The 18,551-nt window shown below is 57.9% G+C and carries 16 protein-coding genes and 1 pseudogene; 5 read left to right on the top strand and 12 right to left on the bottom strand.

Going from position 1 to position 18,551, the window contains the following annotated elements:
* The first annotated feature begins 7 nt into the window (after positions 1-7).
* Positions 8-580 (top strand): flavin reductase family protein, encoded by a 573-nt coding sequence (locus IAE48_RS03495; protein WP_200133492.1) that lies wholly within the window; start codon positions 8-10, stop codon positions 578-580.
* 18 nt (positions 581-598) lie between these two features.
* Here IAE48_RS03495 and pptA read toward each other — a convergent pair whose 3' ends face one another.
* The 11 genes and pseudogenes from pptA to IAE48_RS03435 form a co-directional block, all read right to left on the bottom strand.
* Positions 599-829: a tautomerase PptA gene (gene pptA, locus IAE48_RS03490; RefSeq protein WP_200133491.1), complete on the bottom strand. Its 231-nt coding sequence runs from the start codon at positions 827-829 to the stop codon at positions 599-601.
* 55 nt (positions 830-884) lie between these two features.
* On the bottom strand, positions 885-1,505 hold the full coding sequence (locus IAE48_RS03485) for a glutathione S-transferase family protein (RefSeq protein ID WP_200133490.1): 621 nt from the start codon (positions 1,503-1,505) through the stop codon (positions 885-887).
* 33 nt (positions 1,506-1,538) lie between these two features.
* Positions 1,539-2,066 (bottom strand): shikimate kinase, encoded by a 528-nt coding sequence (locus IAE48_RS03480; protein WP_200133489.1) that lies wholly within the window; start codon positions 2,064-2,066, stop codon positions 1,539-1,541.
* Between the two features lie 4 nt (positions 2,067-2,070).
* On the bottom strand, positions 2,071-3,084 hold the full coding sequence (locus IAE48_RS03475; protein WP_200133488.1) for a LacI family DNA-binding transcriptional regulator: 1,014 nt from the start codon (positions 3,082-3,084) through the stop codon (positions 2,071-2,073).
* Between the two features lie 285 nt (positions 3,085-3,369).
* Positions 3,370-4,263 (bottom strand): transporter substrate-binding domain-containing protein, encoded by an 894-nt coding sequence (locus tag IAE48_RS03470; protein WP_042718555.1) that lies wholly within the window; start codon positions 4,261-4,263, stop codon positions 3,370-3,372.
* Positions 4,264-4,272: 9 nt separating this feature from the next.
* The gene (locus IAE48_RS03465) at positions 4,273-5,046 is read right to left on the bottom strand and encodes an amino acid ABC transporter ATP-binding protein (protein ID WP_200133487.1); all 774 of its coding nucleotides are present in this window, start codon (positions 5,044-5,046) and stop codon (positions 4,273-4,275) included.
* Positions 5,030-5,953: an amino acid ABC transporter permease gene (locus tag IAE48_RS03460; RefSeq protein WP_023478874.1), complete on the bottom strand. Its 924-nt coding sequence runs from the start codon at positions 5,951-5,953 to the stop codon at positions 5,030-5,032. The genes IAE48_RS03465 and IAE48_RS03460 overlap by 17 nt, the downstream gene beginning before the upstream one ends.
* Positions 5,954-5,962: 9 nt before the next feature.
* Positions 5,963-6,472 (bottom strand): GNAT family N-acetyltransferase, encoded by a 510-nt coding sequence (locus IAE48_RS03455; RefSeq protein WP_200133486.1) that lies wholly within the window; start codon positions 6,470-6,472, stop codon positions 5,963-5,965.
* A 10-nt stretch (positions 6,473-6,482) separates the two neighbouring features.
* Positions 6,483-8,746: pseudogene (locus IAE48_RS23995) on the bottom strand (NtaA/DmoA family FMN-dependent monooxygenase).
* A gap of 64 nt (positions 8,747-8,810) precedes the next feature.
* Positions 8,811-9,932: an amidohydrolase gene (locus tag IAE48_RS03440; protein WP_200133483.1), complete on the bottom strand. Its 1,122-nt coding sequence runs from the start codon at positions 9,930-9,932 to the stop codon at positions 8,811-8,813.
* Positions 9,929-10,945: an LLM class flavin-dependent oxidoreductase gene (locus IAE48_RS03435; RefSeq protein ID WP_200133482.1), complete on the bottom strand. Its 1,017-nt coding sequence runs from the start codon at positions 10,943-10,945 to the stop codon at positions 9,929-9,931. The genes IAE48_RS03440 and IAE48_RS03435 overlap by 4 nt, the downstream gene beginning before the upstream one ends.
* Positions 10,946-11,406: 461 nt before the next feature.
* Between IAE48_RS03435 and ansP the strand changes: the two genes are divergently transcribed.
* From ansP to IAE48_RS03420, 3 genes are all read left to right on the top strand, one after another.
* Positions 11,407-12,870, top strand: coding sequence for an L-asparagine permease (ansP, locus tag IAE48_RS03430; RefSeq protein WP_023478618.1), 1,464 nt, complete (start codon positions 11,407-11,409; stop codon positions 12,868-12,870).
* 314 nt (positions 12,871-13,184) lie between these two features.
* Positions 13,185-14,423, top strand: a complete 1,239-nt coding sequence (locus tag IAE48_RS03425; protein WP_042715587.1) for an EAL and HDOD domain-containing protein — start codon at positions 13,185-13,187, stop codon at positions 14,421-14,423.
* A gap of 245 nt (positions 14,424-14,668) precedes the next feature.
* A complete protein-coding gene (locus IAE48_RS03420; protein WP_200133481.1) occupies positions 14,669-16,234 on the top strand; it encodes a methyl-accepting chemotaxis protein in 1,566 nt (521 codons plus the stop codon).
* Between the two features lie 172 nt (positions 16,235-16,406).
* Here the strand turns inward: IAE48_RS03420 and IAE48_RS03415 are convergent, their stop codons facing one another.
* Positions 16,407-16,886 (bottom strand): carboxymuconolactone decarboxylase family protein, encoded by a 480-nt coding sequence (locus tag IAE48_RS03415; protein WP_200133480.1) that lies wholly within the window; start codon positions 16,884-16,886, stop codon positions 16,407-16,409.
* A gap of 91 nt (positions 16,887-16,977) precedes the next feature.
* Between IAE48_RS03415 and IAE48_RS03410 the strand changes: the two genes are divergently transcribed.
* The gene (locus IAE48_RS03410) at positions 16,978-18,399 is read left to right on the top strand and encodes a PLP-dependent aminotransferase family protein (RefSeq protein ID WP_200133479.1); all 1,422 of its coding nucleotides are present in this window, start codon (positions 16,978-16,980) and stop codon (positions 18,397-18,399) included.
* Positions 18,400-18,551: the final 152 nt, after the last annotated feature.

Here is an 18,551-nt window from a genome sequence, read left to right as displayed (position 1 = left end):
AGAGGTTATGAGCCATTTTCGTCCGGTGGCGTTAGAGCACGCCAGCCGCCTGTTAAACCACGGCCCGACCGTGATGATCACCAGTCGCGATGAGCAGATTGACCGTCGCAACGTAATGAGCGCCGCCTGGTCGATGCCGGTCGAGTTTTCGCCGCCGCGCATCGCCATCGTGGTGGATAAAAGCACCTGGTCGCGCGAGCTAATTGAGCGCAGCGGCATGTTCGGCATTGTGGTTCCCGGCGTCGCCGCCGCCAGCTGGACCTATGCCGTCGGCAGCATTACCGGGCGCGATGAGGATAAGTTCAACTGTTATGGCATTCCGGCGATTGCCGGGCCGGTGCTGGGCCTGCCGGTGGTGGAAGAGAAGTGTCTGGCGTGGATGGAGTGTCGCCTGCTGCCGCCGACCGCCGCGCAGGAGAAATATGACACGCTGTTTGGCGAAGTGGTCTCTGCCGCCGCCGATGAGCGCGCTTTTGTGCAGGGGCGCTGGCAGTTTGATAATGATCAGCTGAACACGATCCACCATCTCGGCGGCGGTACCTTTGTCGCCAGCGGTAAAAGGATGGTTGCCGGGCAGTAAGGCCTGCCCGGCCAGCCGTTACATGCTGTAGCCGGGCTTTTTAATCAGCTTATCCATCTGCGGCGCAATCTCTTTATCCCAGGCGTTCACCTGCCACTCTTCCGGGGCGATCTCGGTGAGTGCCACGCTGATGGAGCTCTCTTTGCTGTTGAGATGGCGAATAATCACCTCGGTGATATCCGCCGCCAGCGCACTCTTCTGCTCGTCGTTCAGATCGCGGGGGAAACATTTGATATCGATATGCGGCATGGTCTGCTCCTTGTTTTTAATAAAAAAATGACGATAACACAGCGGGCAACGCGCGCTAGCCGATAATCTCGTTACGTCGCAGCACCGCCTGCAGTTTTGGCAGCGTACAGACGGCATCGGCAATGGCGTTTATCTTCGGCGTGTTGCTGGCAAACCACGCCTGACGCGGCCCCCAGCTGCGCATCACGCAGAGATAGATATCCAGCAGCGTAAGCTGTTCGCCGAAGGCGTAAGGCGCGGCCTGCAACTGGCTCTCCAGCCACAGATAGAGGGTTTTGCGATAAGCGATGCAGCTCTCTTTCAACTGCTCCGCCGCGTCCGGCACCCAGCGCTCCGGGTAATCGGCATAGGTAAAGGTCGGGTAGACATTCGCCACCAGCCATATCAGTAGCCGCCAGAACTGCTGGCGCTCCGGCGTCCCTTCTGGCGGAGCCAAATCAGGACGACGGTCGAGGATCATCAGCGCCACGGCAGCGGATTCGGTCATCACGCTGCCATCTTCCAGTTGCAGCGTGGGAACCTGGCAGAGCGGGTTGAGCGTGCGCAGCATCTCCTGCTGCGGGCCGGGCTGGTCAAAGCCTTTAGCATCGTGAAACTGATAAGGGATATCAGCCAGCGTAAGCATCGCTTCGCTGATGGCCGATCCAAAGCCGGGTACGCCATAAACGGTGATCATAGGGTTACCTCGCACGTCACAAGAGGCTTAAGCTTAGGTCAGAGTGGCGAGAAATTCGTCAGCCTGCTGCGGCGAGGTCAGGCGCACAAAGCGCAGGTGCTGATAGCGCGGATCGGCCATATCACGCGCGTAACGCTCGCGGTTGCTGCGCCAGGTCTTGATGGTCCAGAGAATGATCGACTCGCGGCTCAGGAAGGAGCGGCGAAAACTTTCGCAGTTGCCGGTGCCGGGCCACAGCTCCTGTTTGTGCCACGCGCGTTTTATCGCCCGCAATACCGCCTGGCGCAGGGTGCGCCAGAAGCCGTAATCGATCCAGATAATCAGATCGACGTTACGCCATTTGATGTCGCGGCTGCGGTTATAGTTGCCGTCCAGCACCCAGCCCTGCTGTTGCAGGATCTGCTCAAGTTTCGCGTAGAGCTCTTCGTCCGGCGTCCCCTGCCAGTTGGGCCGCCAGTAAAGGGTGTCCATATCGATATAAGGGACGTCAAGCTGGCGCGCGAGACGCTTGCCCAGCGTCGATTTGCCGCTGCCGCTGGTGCCAATAATGTTGATTCTCATCTCTTTACGCCGATTCCCGCTCAGTCAGGTGAAAGCCAATATCGATAATCTGCTCGCCGTCGCTGCGCCCTTCGATGCGATTAGCCAGCAGTGTCGCCGCCCGCGCGCCGATAGCGTAACGATCAAGAGCAACCGTAGTGATGGCGGGCACAGTTGCTGCGGCAAAGTCGAGATCGCCAAAGCCCATTACCGCCACATCCTGCGGCACGCGCAGCCCGCGCGCCTGGATCTCGCTAATCGCCCCCTGCGCGAGGGTGTCGGAGCCGCAGATAATCACATCTAACTCTGTGGTTTCCAGCAGTTGCGCCGCCCCGGCGCGGCCATCAGCAAAGCGGGCAGGCAGTTGCGACTCAACACAAGGCACGTCGGTAATGCCGTGACGCGCCAGCCCTTCGCACAGCCCGTTTTTACGCTGCGCAGCCGTTCTCTCTGTCGTCCATACCAGCCCCGGACGCCGGTAGCCTTTGCCGAGCAGATACTCTGCTGTTGCCAGGCCCGCTTTCTCATGGGAGAAGCCGACCAGCATGTCGATGGGTGTTGGCGTGATATCCCACGTCTCCACCACCGGCACGCTGGCGTTGAAGATGATCTTTTTCAGGTCATTAGCGTGATGGATACCGGGGAGCACAATGCCATCCGGGCGGCGCGACATCAGGGTCGATACCAGCTCGGTTTCCGTTTGCGGCGTGTAACCGGCGCTGCACAGCAGCATCTGATAACCGCGTTGCGAGAGCGTTTCACCCATTGCCTGAAGCGTATCGGCAAACAGCGGATCGTTGAGGTGGGGCACCAGCACGGCAACCAGTTTGCTGCGCCGGGAGGCCAGCCCGCCGGCCAACGCATTGGGAATGTAGCCCGTCGCTTTGACAGCGGCGAGCACCTTTTTCACGGTTTCCGACCGTACCTGGTCCGGCGTGTTAAGCGCCCGACTGACGGTCATGGAGGAGAGCCCGGCGGCGCGGGCGACGTCATCCAGCGTCGGCGCGCGGGAGATAACAGCACGAGAAGGTCTTGCCATCTTCACTCACAGAGCCCGCAGAGGCGTTAGCATTGGCTACGTTATATTTTGTAGTATAACCATAACTCCAATCAATACCTCCGTTCACTTTTAAATCAGTGTATTACCTCACCATTTTGTTTAAAAAATGTTAGCGCTAACATTAATAAGCACGCCAACTGCCGCTGAGCTGATACCCTCCTGACGGACATTTTTGCAGCCGATCGCATTTTCACTTTTTGTACAAGTTTGGTGCACTAAACAAGCTGCAAAAGCCCACAACAATCATGTTAGCGCTATCATTTTTTACCAGTTCACGCCCGGCGGATTGACCTGCGAAGTCTCAACCCCTTCGCCCTGCTCACCCCAGCGCGCCAGCACCTGTTGATACTCGCCGCGCGCGATGGCGCCGTTGATCGCCGCCTGCAAAGCCAGCACCAGGCCGTTGCCCTTTTTGCTGGTGGTCGCCACCCAGGTTTTCTTCGGCCCCAGCCCGACCACTTTTGTTGTGCCATTCAACGCCGCTTTATATGCCGCGACCGACTGCGGGCCAAATACCACGTCCGCGCGCCCGGACTGAATATACAAATTGCCGGAGGCGTCATCCGTCAGGTAAATCGGTTTTGCCGCTTCGCGCCCGGCGGCGCGGTTCTCCTCACTCCAGCGCAGCAAGATCCGCTCCTGATTGGTGCCGGAGCCAACAATCACTCTGCGCCCGGCCAGGTCGGCTGGGCCGCTAATCGCGTTTATCGGGCTGGTAGCTTTCACTGAAAAAGCGAGTGAGTCGGCGCGATAGGTGGCGAAGTCAAACTTCTGCTTACGCGCCTCGGTGACGGCAATATTGACCAGCGCCACATCGTAGCGCCCGGAGGTGATACCGAGCGGCCAGTCCTCCCAGGCGGTCGGTACCAGTTTCAGCTTGAGACCAAGACTGCTCGCCAGCAGCCTGGCAATATCCGGGTCGCTGCCAATACGCGTGCGGTTATCGCTCGCCAGCAGAGCCAGCGGCGGCGAGTTAAGCGCGGAGATGGCAACCGTCAGCGTGCCCGGCTCGACAAAACGGTAATTCGCCGGGATTTTGGCGATCGCCGCTTCATCCCGTTTGGCCACAATCGGCTGCTCGTTGGCGCGCAGATCGATCTGCCCGGCCACAACCGGACCTGCGCTGAACACTATCAGCGCCAGTAATGCCTGTTTCATGCGCACTCCTTACAGCACTTTCGAGAGGAACTGGCGCGTGCGGGCGTGCTGCGGCTGGTTCAGCACCGCCTCACTACTCCCCTGCTCCACAATTTTGCCGTCGACCATAAACACCACCTGGTCGGCGACCTCGCGGGCAAAACCGATCTCATGGGTCACTACCACCAGCGTCGATCCGGCCCGCGCCAGCTTTTTGATCACATCCAGCACCTCGCCCACCAGTTCGGGATCGAGCGCGGAGGTTGGTTCATCAAACAGCATCACGCGCGGGCGCAGCGAGAGCGCACGGGCGATGGCGATACGCTGCTGCTGGCCGCCGGAGAGATGACGCGACCAGGCATCGGCTTTGTTGCGCAGCCCGACCACATCCAGCAGTTCAAAAGCCTGCTCGACCGCCGCTTTGCGGCTCAGCTTTTTATGGGCAATCGGCGCTTCAATCAGATTCTCCAGCACCGTCAGGTGCGGAAAGAGATTGAAGTTCTGAAACACGTACCCGACGTTGACCCGCTGGCGCAGGATCTCCTTCTCTTTCAGCTCGTAGAGTTTGTCCCCCTTCTGGCGGTAGCCGATGTACTCGCCGTCGATACGGATAAAGCCCTCGTCGACGCGCTCAAGGTGATTAATGGTGCGCAGCAGCGTCGACTTGCCGGAGCCGGAGGGGCCGAGGATCACCGTCACCGTGCCAGGCGGGATCTCCAGCGACACATTATCCAGCGCTTTATGGCGGCCAAAATATTTGCTGACGCCGCTAATCGAGATATGGCCTTCAGGAGAGATGGGCATGGGCAGGCTCCGTGGCGTGGGTGGTGTGCGTTGTCGCTGCTGCACGGTAAACGGACGGATTGATAGCCGAGCGGCGTTCACTGCGCGCCAGCCAGCGTTCAACCAGATACTGGATCGCCGACAGCACGCTGGTGATCACCAGATACCAGGCGGCGCCAACCATCAGCAGCGGGATCACCTCCTGGGTGCGGTTGTAGATCATCTGGATGGTGTAAAAAAGCTCCGGCATCGCCAGCACGTAAACCATCGCCGTGCCTTTGGCGAGGCTGATAATTTCATTGAACCCCGAAGGCAAAATAGTGCGCAGCGCCTGCGGCAAAATAATGCGCACCGTGCGCCGCCAGGCGGGAAGCCCAAGCGCGGCAGCGGCTTCATACTGCCCGTGATCGACGCCAAGAAAACCGCCGCGAATGATCTCCGCGGTATAGGCGCTCTGCACCAGCGTCAGCCCGACCACCGCCGTGGCGAACTGGCCGAGCACATTAATCGTCTCGTAGCGCGCCCACTCAATGCCGGTAAAGGGGATGCCGATGGCGAGCGAGTCATAGAGGTAGGAGAAGTTATACAAAATGATCAGCACCACAATCAGCGGCAGCGAGCGGAACAGCCAGATATAGCCCCAGGCAAGGCTGCTCAACAGCCACGACGAGGAGAGCCTCGCCAGCGCCAGCAGCCCGCCGAGTATGACGCTCAACACCGTGCCGACCAGCGTCAGCAGCAGCGTTTGCCCTAACCCTTCAAGGATCACCGGGTCGAAAAACCAGCGGGCAAAGACGCCCCACTCCCAGCGCGGATTGAAAGCGACGGACTGGATCACCGCCGCCAGCACAAACAGCGCGACGATGGCCCCCACGGTGCGCAGCGGGTAGCGGGCCGGCACCACTTTGATTGTTTCGGTACTTTTCATGGTCGCTCCTCAGGCGGTTTTGCTCAGACGGGCCGACGACAGCACTTTGCTGAAGCGCAGCCGGCCATCAAATGGCGGCAGGCTGTACTCTTCCGTATCGCGCGTCAGGTCGAAGTGCGGCTGGTAGCCCTGGCTCAGGTAGAGCCGTACCGCTTCCGGCTGGCGAAAGCCGGTAGTCAGGTAGATCTGGCTATAACCGGCAAGCTCGGCGCGGCGCTCCAGCTCCTGCACCACGCGCGCCGCCAGCCCCTGCTGGCGCAGCGAGGCGTCGGTCCAGATGCGTTTGATTTCGGCAGTGCGCTGATCAAAAGGTTTGTAAGCGCCGGTGGCGATGATCTTTCCGTCGCGCTCCAGCACGATAAACAGCCCCTGCGGCGGTAAATACCACTCAGTCAGCTCCACTTCGGCGTCGCGGGAGAAGTAGTCGCCGTAGCGGGCGGCATACTCAGCAAACAGCCCGGCGAGGATCGGTTGCAGCTCGTCGGCGTCGGGCGAGACATCGCGGAAACGTTCGTTCATCCTCTGCTCCTTAATCGCCAAGGCCTGGCGGGTTAATTTCTGATTGCGCGATACGCTCTACCCCTTCACCCCAGCGGTTGAGCACCTTGTCGTAATCGCCGCTCGCCATCGCACCATTCAGCGCGCTCTGTACCGCCGGTGCCAGCCCGTTGCCTTTACGCAACGTCACGGCAATATGCGCCGCCTTTGGCCAGCCGCCGTCGACGCTACCCACCAGCCGGGTTTTGCCTGTCAGCGCCGCTTTCCAGGCACCAATCACATTGGGGCCAAAGAAGGCATCCGCACGACCGGATTGCAGCGCCAGCGTCTGCGCGGCGTCATCTTTGGTGTAGACCGGCGTAAAGGCTTTAAGCCCCTTCTTCAGGTTTTCCGCGTTCCAGGCCAGCAGGATCGCCTCCTGATTGGTGCCGGAGCCAACAATGATGCGCAGCCCGGCGATATCCGCCGCCTGCTGAATCTGTTTGATGGGGCTTGTGGTTTTGACATAAAAACCGAGGGAGTCTTTGCGATAGGTAGCGAAATCAAACTTCGCTTTGCGCGCCTGGGTGACGGTGATATTGCTGATCGCGGCATCATATTTGCCGGAGGCGACGCCCAGCGGCCAGTCCTCCCAGGAGGTCGGCACCACATTCAGTTCAAGCCCGAGGCTGTCGGCCACCAGCCGGGCAATATCCACTTCGCTGCCGAGCAGGGTTTTGTTGTCAGCGGCAAACACCGTTAGCGGCGGCGAGTTAAGCGCGGCAACCGCCACGGTGAACTTACCCGGCTGCACAAAGCGGTACCCTTGCGGCAGTTGGCTTATCGCCTGCGGGTTTTTCGCCGTATGGATCGGCGTGGAATTGGCCTCAAGGCTAACGCCGGTGCCATTGATGGTCACCTCGCTGGCCTGCGCCAGCGGCGTCAATGCAAGCGTTGCCGCCAGTAAAAGGGTGCGTCTCTGCATAGTGTTCTCTTCTTCTATTGTGTTGACCGGGGATGTGCGGGCAGCGCCAGGCCTAAACTTTCGCGCAGGGTTGTGCCGGGGTAGTCAGTGCGGAACAGACCGCGCGCTTGCAGGATCGGCACTACTTTTTCGACAAAGCGCGGGAAGGTATCCGGCGTACCGCCCTGGATGATGAACCCGTCGGCGGCGCGGCTCTCAAACCACGCCTGCAAGCCGTCGGCCACCTGTTCAGCGGTGCCGGAAAAACGCGGACGCGGCGAGGCGCTCTCCAGTGCCACCTGGCGCAGCGTCAGCTGGCGTTCGCGGGCGTTGCGCTTGATCTCATCGGTGGTGCTGCGAAAGCTGTTCTGCCCTAAGTCACCAATCTCCGGGAAGGGTTCGTCGAGCGGGTACTGGCTAAAGTCGTGGTGCTCGAAGTAGCGCCCGAGGTAGTTGAGCGCATCATTAATGGAGACCAGCGCGGCGGTGGTTTGATACTGCTGCTCGGCATCCGCTTCACTGTCGCCGACAATCACGCTGACGCCCTGGAAAATGTGCAGCTCGTCATCATGTCGCCCGTGCTGTTCCAGCTGCTGTTTCACGTCGCGGTAGAAGGCTTGCGCCTCCGCTAAGGTTTCATGGTGAGTAAAAATGGCATCGGCATGGCGCGCCGCCAGTTTTTTGCCATCCTCCGAGGCGCCCGCCTGGAAAATAATCGGCCTGCCCTGCGGCGTGCGGCCAATGTTCAGCGGGCCTGCGACCTGGAAAAAGTCGCCGTGGTGGTTGAGGGTGTGCAGTTTCGCCGGGTCGAAAAATTGCCCGCTGGCTTTATCACGAATAAAGGCGTCCTCCTCCCAGGAGTCCCACAACCCTTTCACCACATCGAGATACTCATCGGCAATGCGGTAACGCAGGGCGTGATCCGGGTGTTTTTCACGGGAGAAGTTTTTCGCCGAGCCCTCCAGCGGTGAGGTGACGACGTTCCAGCCTGCCCGGCCATGGCTCAGGTGATCGAGGCTGGCGAACTGCCGCGCCACGGTAAAGGGTTCGCTATAGGAGGTTGAGAGCGTGCCCACCAGACCAAGATGCCGGGTGACGCTTGCCAGCGCCGACAGCACCGTCAGCGGTTCAAAGCGATTTAAGAAGTGGGGGATCGATTTTTCATTGATATATAAGCCGTCAGCGACAAATAAGAAATCGAGTTTCCCCTGCTCAGCGATACGCGCCGTCTCCTGCACAAAGTCAAAATTAATACTGGCGTCGGCGACCGCCGCAGGATGTCGCCAGGCGGACATATTTCCCGATGCGCCATGCAAGATGGTGCCAAGCCGCAATTGTCGTGCTGTAGACATACTCCCTCCGGAATTCAGGCAACAGGTGGCCCGGAGCCACCGCCCCAGGTCATTTAAAGGTTTGTTAAGCGTGCTGTAAGGCTTTTTCTGCCAGGCGGGCAAAGTAGCGCGCCGCCTCATCAATCAGCCCTTCGTCAGGATTGAACGCGGGGTGGTGCAGACCGTACGGGCTGGCGCTGCCGATACTGACAAACGCGCCGGGTATCTGCTGGAGATAAACGGCGAAATCCTCCCCGCCCATATGCAGATCCGCCTCTGCGGTACGGTAGCCGTGCTCGTTGGCGACCTCGCGGGCGAAGTCCGCCCACTGCGGGTGATTGACCAGCGCATCCGGGCCGTCGAACCAGGTCACCGCAATACCGGCATCGAAGGCCTGCGCCAGCCCGCCGGCGATCGCCTCAACGCGCTTTTTCACCTGCGCGCGAATAGCCGCATCGTGGGTGCGCAGAGTTCCTTCCAGCTCGACATGCTCCGGCAGCACGTTCCAGGTATTGCCGCCCTGAATGCGCGTCACGCTTAGCACCACCGATTCGAGGGTGTTGACGTTGCGGCTGGCGATACTTTGCAGCGCCACAACCAGCTGGCTGGCGAGCAGTATGGCGTCATTGCCCTCATGCGGCCGCGCCGCGTGCGCCCCTTTACCGCTCACCTTCAGACTGAAGCGATCGACATTGGCGTAAAACGCGCCGCCGCGGGTGGCAAATGCGCCGACCGGCAGGCCGGGTTCGTTGTGCATGCCAAATATCGCGCTCACATTTTCGAGCGCGCCAGCCTTAATCAGCCGTTTCGCGCCGCCAAAACTCTCTTCCGCTGGCTGAAACAGGATGCGCACCCTGCCCGGCAGGTGCTGCTCACGCTCCTTTAACAGCAACGCCGCGCCGAGCATGACGCTGGTATGAATATCGTGCCCACAGGCGTGCATCACGCCGGGGTTGCGCGAGGCAAACGGCGAGTCAACCGCCTCCTCAATTGGTAACGCGTCGATATCGGCGCGGAGCGCGATCACCTTTTCGCCACTTCCGACTTCCGCGACCACTCCGGTCGGCAGATCGAGCGGCAACAGGCGCAGCCCGGCATGCTCCAGCCAGTGGCGAATGCGCCGCGTGGTTTCAAACTCCTGGAGTGAAAGCTCCGGGTGCTGATGCAGCTCGCGCCGCCACGCAATTAACTGTTCGGTAAAACTCATCCCGCCACCTCCTGTAGGGTTTGCGTCTGCGCGACCGCCTGCCCCAGCAGCAGGAGCGAGTTTACGCGCGCGCGTCCTTCCGCCACCGGCGTGTCGATAATAAATTCGTCAATGCCAAACTGCTGATGCAGCTCATCCAGCCCGGCCCGCACCTGCTCTGGCGTGCCGGCAATGATTGCGCTTTCGCGCCGCGCAATACGCACTGCAGGGCTGCCAGCCTGGCGGGCAAAGGCCTGCCCCTGCGCTTCACTCGCCACGCTCACTTTTTGCCCGTTCGCCAGCTCAACGCCCCACACCTCAACCTGCTGCGCCAGCGTGTCAGCCTGCGCCTGGGTTTCTGCCACAATCACCTGCACGGCAACCAGCGTGTCGCGGCGGCTTAGTTGCTGCCATTTAGTGACAACGTCACGAAAAAGGGTTTTGTCGCCGTTGAGATGCGCGGCGTAGACAAAGTTCCAGTCGAGGGATGCCGCAAGTGTGGCGCTCTCAAGACTGGCGCCGAGCAGGAAACGCTCCGCCTGCACTGGCGCAAGCGGCGTCGCCAGTAAGGATTCATCCGCGGTTTCGTCCGGAGTTAGCGACAGCCAGTTATCCAGTTGCGCCAGTTGATCGGCAAAGCGCCCCTTCTCTTCTGGGTTCACCCCCTGCTGCAACGCGCGGGTGGAGAGCGGTAAACCGCCGGGCGCTTTACCGACCCCAAGGTCGACACGCCCCGGCGCAAGGTTCGCCAGCAGATTAAAATTCTCCGCCACTTTGTAGGGGCTGTAGTGTTGCAGCATCACGCCGCCGGAGCCGACGCGGATGCGCCGCGTCTGGCCGAGTATCCAGGCGATCAGCAGCTCTGGTGACGGGCTCGCCAGCTGTGACGTGTTGTGGTGTTCAGCTATCCAGAAGCGGTGATAGCCCCAGTTTTCCGCCTGCTGCGCCAGTTGCAGCGTGCGCAGGAGCGCGTCCTGCGCGGTTTCATGCTCCGCGATGGGGCTTTTGTCCAGCAAACTTAGTCGGTAAGACATGGCACGCTCTCGTGTCAGAGAAGATGAGCCAATACTGGAGCGCGCAGAATCTGCTGTGAAACAATTAATTTACATTTGGTAAGCAAAAAATTCGCAAAGTCAGCGTTGCCAGGCGCTCAAGCTATTTGTTCTGCAAATGAATGATGACAAATGCAGGTGCTGGCTGGGTAAAACACCGTTTTATGGTTGTGGTTTTTTCTGTTGCATTTTTCACCATCCTGAATCATTTCCTCTGCTTGATGGAGTTGACTTCACAATTTCGACTAATAGTGTGCTGTTTACGGCTGGGTATGTTTTGCGTCAGTAAACGATTGCGGTTACGATGCTGCGCCATGTTTTCCCTTATCCATACACAGAAACAATGGAAAGAGAGAACGTGTAGCCGACGGTGCAAATCGTGTGGTTTTTGTGCTGCGGCTTGAGACATTCCGCAAGGTCAGACAGGTCAACAGGGTAATGCAATGAAAACAGAGAACAACAACACCACGGAGCATCACGCGGCGAAACGTCGCTGGCTGAACTCTCATGAAGAGGGCTACAGCCAGGCGATGGGTAACCGCCATGTACAAATGATCGCCATCGGCGGCGCAATCGGTACCGGTCTTTTCCTCGGTGCCGGCGCGCGACTGCAAATGGCCGGGCCATCGCTGGCTATCGTCTATCTCGTTTGCGGTATCTTCTCGTTCTTTATTCTGCGTGCGCTGGGCGAACTGGTTTTACACCGCCCTTCCAGCGGCAGCTTCGTCTCTTACGCCCGTGAGTTCCTCGGTGAAAAAGCCGCCTATGTCGCCGGCTGGATGTACTTCATCAACTGGGCGATGACCGGCATTGTCGATATCACCGCCGTCGCGCTTTATATGCACTACTGGGGCGCCTTTGGCGACGTGCCGCAGTGGGTCTTCGCCCTCGGCGCGCTGGCGATCGTCGGCACCATGAACATGATCGGCGTGAAGTGGTTCGCCGAGATGGAGTTCTGGTTTGCGCTGCTGAAAGTGCTGGCGATTGTGCTGTTTCTGGTGGTCGGGACGGTTTTCCTCGGCACCGGCAAACCGCTTGACGGCAACAGCACCGGCTTCCATTTGATTACCGATAACGGCGGTTTCTTCCCCCACGGCATGATGGCCGCACTGGTGCTGGTGCAGGGCGTGGTATTCGCCTTCGCCTCTATTGAGCTGGTCGGCACCGCCGCAGGCGAATGTAAAGAGCCGAAGACCATGGTACCGAAAGCGATCAACAGCGTGATCTGGCGTATCGGCCTGTTCTACGTTGGCTCGGTGGTGCTGCTGGTGCTGCTGCTGCCGTGGAACGCTTACCAGGCGGGACAAAGCCCGTTCGTCACCTTCTTCTCGAAGCTTGGCGTGCCGTACATTGGCGACGTGATGAATATCGTGGTGTTGACCGCCGCGCTCTCCAGCCTCAACTCCGGCCTCTACAGCACCGGACGTATTCTGCGCTCGATGTCGATGGGCGGTTCCGCACCGAAGTTTATGTCGAAGATGAGCCGCCAGCAGGTGCCGTATGCCGGTATCCTGGCGACAATCTGCGTCTACATTGTGGGCGTGTTCCTGAACTACCTGGTGCCGTCGCAGGTGTTTGAGATTGTGCTGAACGTCGCGTCGCTGGGGATTATCGCTTCATGGGGCTTTATCGTGGTGTGCCAGATGCGCCTGCGCAAAGCGATCCGCGAAGGCAAAGCAGAAGATGTCAGCTTCAAGATGCCCGGTGCGCCGGTGACCTCCTGGCTGACGCTGCTGTTCCTGCTCAGCGTACTGGTACTGATGGCGTTCGACTATCCGAACGGTACCTTCACTATCGGCTCTATTCCGCTGATCGCCGTTCTGCTGATTGCCGGCTGGTTTGGCGTGCGTAAACGCGTGAACGAAGTTCATGCCACCGCGCCGGCTGAACAGACGCCGCGTACTTAATCCCGCGCCTTTGGCGCTGCACCATGCCGGACAGCGATTTTGACTGTTACGCAGGTGCAGCGCCTGTTTTATCCCCTGCCTCGCTTACGCTTTCCTGCATATTTGCCGTTTTTTACAGCGTGATGCTGCTACTTTGAGCGGTTACGCTTAAGAATATCCTCATTACCTGTACACTTACCGCTTTGCTGGCCTATATTTTTAGCGCTAAAGGTCACTTTTTTAGTATCAGACACACGCTTCGGCTATTCAGGGCGTGTTATAAGCTTATATATTTGTAATACTTATACAAAAGTACACGGTGTACGGGGTGGTAAATGTTTTCTTTTGTGGCCAGACAGGCGATCTTTGATAACCAACTGAACACCGTCGGTTACGAACTGCTGTTCCGCAATAGCATGGATAACCGTTTTCCGGAGATCTCTGCCGAGCAAGCCACGACCCAACTGATCGAAGAGCAGTTTCTCAGTGCGCCTGTCGGACGTAAGAACGATCTGACGACGGTATATGTCAATTTCCCCTACCAGTTACTGATTGACGGTCTTGCCGAAACGCTGCCGAAAAACCGCGTGGTGATCGAAGTCCTTGAAGATGCGCAGCCGGACAAGCAACTGCTGGAGACGGTAAAACGCCTGCAGAACCTTGGCTTTCGCGTCGCTCTCGACGATTTCGCACCCGGCAACCAGTGGGACGCTTTCCTGCCCTATATCGATGTGATTAAGTTCGATATCAGACGAAGCTCACTGGAAGAGATTGACGCCTGGGTTAACGCCAACCGCGATGCGCTGCGCCACGCGGTGCTGCTGGCGGAAAAAGTAGAAACCTATGATGAGTTCGAAGCCTATAAAAAACTGGGTTTTCGCCTCTTCCAGGGCTATTTCTTCAGCAAGCCGGTGGTCTCTAAGCGCAACAAGCTGGTGCAGAACCGCGCCTTCGCACTACGGTTGATGCAGGAAGTGAACGTCGAGTCGCCGAACTTAAACCGCATTGAAGAGCTGTTGAAACGCGATGTTTCGCTGTCGTTTAAGATCATGCGTTATGCGCAGAACATCTTATATAACACACGCGGGATTAGCGGCTTTCGTAACCAGTCCTTACGCGACATTGTGGTTTACCTCGGCATCAACGAGATGCGCCGTTTTGTACTGGTGGCCTGTCTTACGTCGTTTGAGCATGTTACCAATACCGAGATCTACTATCTGAGCCTGATCCGCGCCAAGTTTTGCGAACTGGTGGCGGCGCGCACTTCCAGCAATAATGTCGCCAATGACGCTTTCCTGGTGGGGCTCTTCTCCCTGCTGGATGTGATCCTCGGCCTGCCGCTTGAAGAGCTGATGGAGCAGATCTCCGTCTCGCCGGATGTGGCAACAGCGCTGGAAAAAGAGAGCGGCGAACTCTACCCCTATGTTCACCTCGCCCGCGTCTATGAACAGCGTTTATGGGATGAGACCAGCGCGATCGCAAACAAGATTGGCCTGCCTTACTCCGCAGTATCAGAATTAATGACGCAAGCCACTAAGTGGGCAGATGAGCTGCCGCTGAGTCTTAAAGGTTAATTATTCGCGCACGCAAACGTGCGCGAATATATTTATCGCTTTAAGTGAAATATTATTTCAATTAATTAACAGACCTCTCCGATCTTATTTAACACCCTCACTTGCCTTAATTGAAACTGACCTCATCTGTAAGATATTTGCCCTAATATCAGTGCGATATGTGATACAGATCGAATTTTAACCTCAATCTTTCTGCGGTTTCTGCCGTTATTACCAGTACCACTCTTTTTTAAAACTTCAGGATCATGAAAAAAATTGCGCACGCGACGGTATTAACGAAACTGCTCGTTGGTTTCTCTATTCTTATTGTGATGATGTTAATTGTTGGCATTGTCTCTATTTATCAGCTTAACGGCAGCAAACAACAAATTGATAAATTCCGCCAGGAGCGCATGCCCGGCATTCGCTACACCCTTGAGATGCGCGGTGTGTTAGCGGAAATGCGCTTACAGCAGGTGCAGTACATCGCTTCGACAACCCCCGCTTCCCTCGATCAACATCGTAATGAGCTGCTGCAAAACCAGCAGACCTTCCTCAATGCCCAGCGGCAGTACGCAAAAATCTCTGCCGATGCAACGCCGGAGATGAACGCGCTGTTTGTTATGGTGGTTGATAACTTCAAAAACTTCATCGACGTCAACGCGAAAGTGATTGAGGCGATGAACCACGGCGACGCGGCAGAAGCGGCGAAAATCAGCGGCGTGGTGTCGGCGAAGTACCGCACGCAGTTGATGAAAGACCTGGCGACGCTGGTCGATATGGAAGTGGCTATCGGCGATCGTATGGGCGAAACGACGCAGGCGAATTACAACCACGCGCTCTATGTGCTGATCGGCTTACTGCTGCTGGCGCTGATTGCGACAGGCGTGAGCGCCCTCTTTATTTCGCGCAGCCTGGCGCGGCAACTGGGCGGCGAGCCGGATTATGCGATGTCGATTATGCAGGCGGTGGCTGCCGGCAAGCTGGAGACGGCGGTCGATCTGCGTGAAGGTGACAGCAATAGTCTGCTGGCGACGATTAAATATATGAACAGCCAGCTGGCGGAGATTATTCGCGGCATTATTGATGGCAGCGAATCGATCTCCCATGCCGCCGGTGAGATTGCCGAGGGTAACAATGACTTGTCGCAGCGCACCGAGGAGCAGGCCGCGTCGCTGGTGCAGACGTCATCGAACATGCAACAGATCACGGAAAACGTGAAGAGTAATGCGGAGAACGCCCGCAAAGCGAGCGAGCTGGCGCGCCAGACCTCTGCAACCGCGCTAAAGGGCGGCAAAGAGGTTAACGATATGCTGACGCGCATGCATGAGATCTCTGACAGTTCGCAGAAGATTGTCGACATTATTTCGGTGATTGAGGGGATCGCGTTCCAGACCAATATTCTGGCGCTCAACGCCGCCGTGGAAGCGGCGCGCGCTGGTGAACAGGGTAAAGGGTTTGCGGTGGTCGCAGGCGAAGTGCGTAACCTGGCGCAGAAGAGCGCCGATGCGGCAAAAGAGATTAAGCAGTTGATTGAGGGGACGGTGGAAAAAATCACCGACGGTTCGCGTTTTGCCGATACCGCCAGCCGTGCGATGGAGGAGATTGTCTCGTCGGTGAATAAGGTGACGGATATTGTCGCCGATATTTCCGCCGCTTCAACCGAGCAGCATCAGGGGATTAAAGAGATCAGCGTCGCCATCGATCAAATGGACCAGGTGACCCAGCAGAACGCCACGCTGGTGGAACAGGCCGCGGTGGCAGCGCAATCCATGACGGAGCAGAGCGAGGCGCTGCGCAACTCGGTGCGTTTCTTCCAGTTGGCGCATTAATGGTTTTTTGACGTCGGAAAGCGATGTTCCTGCCCGGTTCAGCCATGAGCCGGGCTGTATTGCCGGATGGCGCTGGCGCTTATCCGGCATACGAAACTGCACTGATTTTGCATGGGTGCCGGATTGTGTTGCCGGATGGCGCTACGCTTATCCGGCCGACGAAACCGCACGGCTATTCGAGATTCGCGCGATCGAGGCCGTAGGCTTTATCGAGCGCGCCCGGCGCGGTTTTCGAGACGATCATCAAACGGTTCCAGGTGTTGATAATCGAGATAGCAAACGCCAGCTCTGATAACGCCACTTCATCAAAATGTTCACGCGCCGCGTCATAAATGGCATCGCTTACCCCTTCAGCACCGGGCCGGGTCAGGGCTTCGGTCAACGCCAGCGCCGCCTTCTCTTTCGCGGTGAATAGCGGCGATTCGCGCCAGATGGCGACATGATGCAACCGTAACTCCCGCTCACCCAGAATCCGCGCCTGTTTAATGTGCATATCCAGACAGAAAGCGCAGCTGTTTAGCTGCGAGGCACGAATATCAACCAGATTTTTGAGTGTGCTATCCAGACCGCTGTTGTGCGCCGCCTGGCTGGCGGCGGAAAAGGCGTTGATCAGATCGGGAACGCGCTGGAAGAGATTGATGCGGGTGCTCATATTATTTGCCTCGTTTATTGTTTCAACGGGGGCTATATTACGCGTCAATGTCGCAGAAAAAAGACGCAAAAACGCGAAAAACAGGTAGGACATGAAGCCGGGATACAGAGCTATTTATTCGCAATATCGCGACAGCATCACGCAAGGTTTGCTCAAGCCGGGAGATAAAGTCCCTTCAGTGCGCGTGCTGGCCAGCGAACTGGGCGTGGCGCGAAAAACGGTGGAAACCGCGTGGTCGATTCTGGTTGGTGAAGGGTTTCTGGTTAGCGATGGCGCGCGCGGCACACGCGTCAATCCTGAACTGGTGCTGTCGCCGGTCAAGCGTAAAGCTCGCGATAAGCCCCTTTCCACCCCAGCGTCAACGTTTGGCGACGCCGAACGTAAACAGAGCGGTTTCTTGCGCCTCGGCATTCCGGCGCTTGATGCCTTCCCGAGTAAAAAATGGCTGCTGCTCAGCGCTAAAGCGGTGCGCGCGCTGCATCCGGGCGAAATGCTTACGCCGCCGTTAATGGGCTACGCTCCTCTGCGCGACGCTATTGCCCACTATCTGAATGTTTCGCGCGGGCTCGCCTGCAGTCCGGAACAGGTGGTGATCACTGGAGGGTATCAGCACAATTTGCGGCTGATCCTCACCCTGCTTGCAGGCCCTCAGCAGAAAGTGGTGTTGGAAGAGCCGGGTTATTTTTTAGGCCAGCGCATTCTCGAGCATACGTGCCAGCAACTGCATAGCGTGCCGGTCGATAACGACGGTCTGGATATGCAGTTTCTGCTGCGCCATCACCATGACGCCCATCTGCTATTTGTGACACCGTCACACCAAAGCCCGCTGGCGGTCACCCTCTCCCTGCCCCGCAGACAGCAGCTGTTGGCGTGGGCAACACAGCATAATAGCTGGGTTGTTGAGGATGATTACGACGGCGAGTTTCACTACACGCGCAAAGTGGTGCCTGCGCTGAAAAGCCTCGATAGTGATGACCGGGTCATCTATATGGGCACCTTCAGCAAAACCATGCTGCCCTCCTTACGCACCAGTTATCTGGTGCTGCCGCGCGCGCTGATCGCGCAGTTCCGGCAAACGGCTGAACTCACCGAGAGCGGCCAGCCGCTGTTAACGCAAAAGATCCTCGCCGCCTTTCTCAGCGAAGGCCACTTTTATAAACATCTGAAGAAGATGCGCAATCTTTACTCTGCCCGGCGCGGGTTCGTGCTGGCGGCGCTGGCGCAGATTTATCCGCAGCTTTTTGATGTAGAGGTGCGCGACGGTGGCATGCATATCATCGCCTTTTTGCGTAATAGCACGCAGGATGTGGCGCTGGCACAACTCTGGCAACAACATCAGTTGCAGGTCAGCCCGCTTTCAGAGTGGTACAGGGGCGATTCGCCACGTTACGGTTTGATTATCGGTTACACCAATGTCACGTCAGCTGAAGAGGCGATTGAACTGTTGCAGCGCCCGGCGCAAGAGACGCAGGCGCTGCTGGCAGATGGCTCACGGCAGGCTACTAAAAAGTGAGATATCCCATGCCGTGGCGAGCAGTGACAGGCCAACGATAAACGTCAGCGCGAACGAGAAGGTTTTATCGGACTTTTCCATCACATGTCCCTCTTTTTAGATGACCTGAGCCAGGAGAGTGAAAAAATCTTACGGCTTACGCCCCTGTAAGT

It is taken from the genome of Kosakonia sp. S57, assembly GCF_016516575.1.
GTDB lineage: Bacteria > Pseudomonadota > Gammaproteobacteria > Enterobacterales > Enterobacteriaceae > Kosakonia > Kosakonia cowanii.
This window is presented reverse-complemented; position numbering and strand designations above follow the sequence as displayed.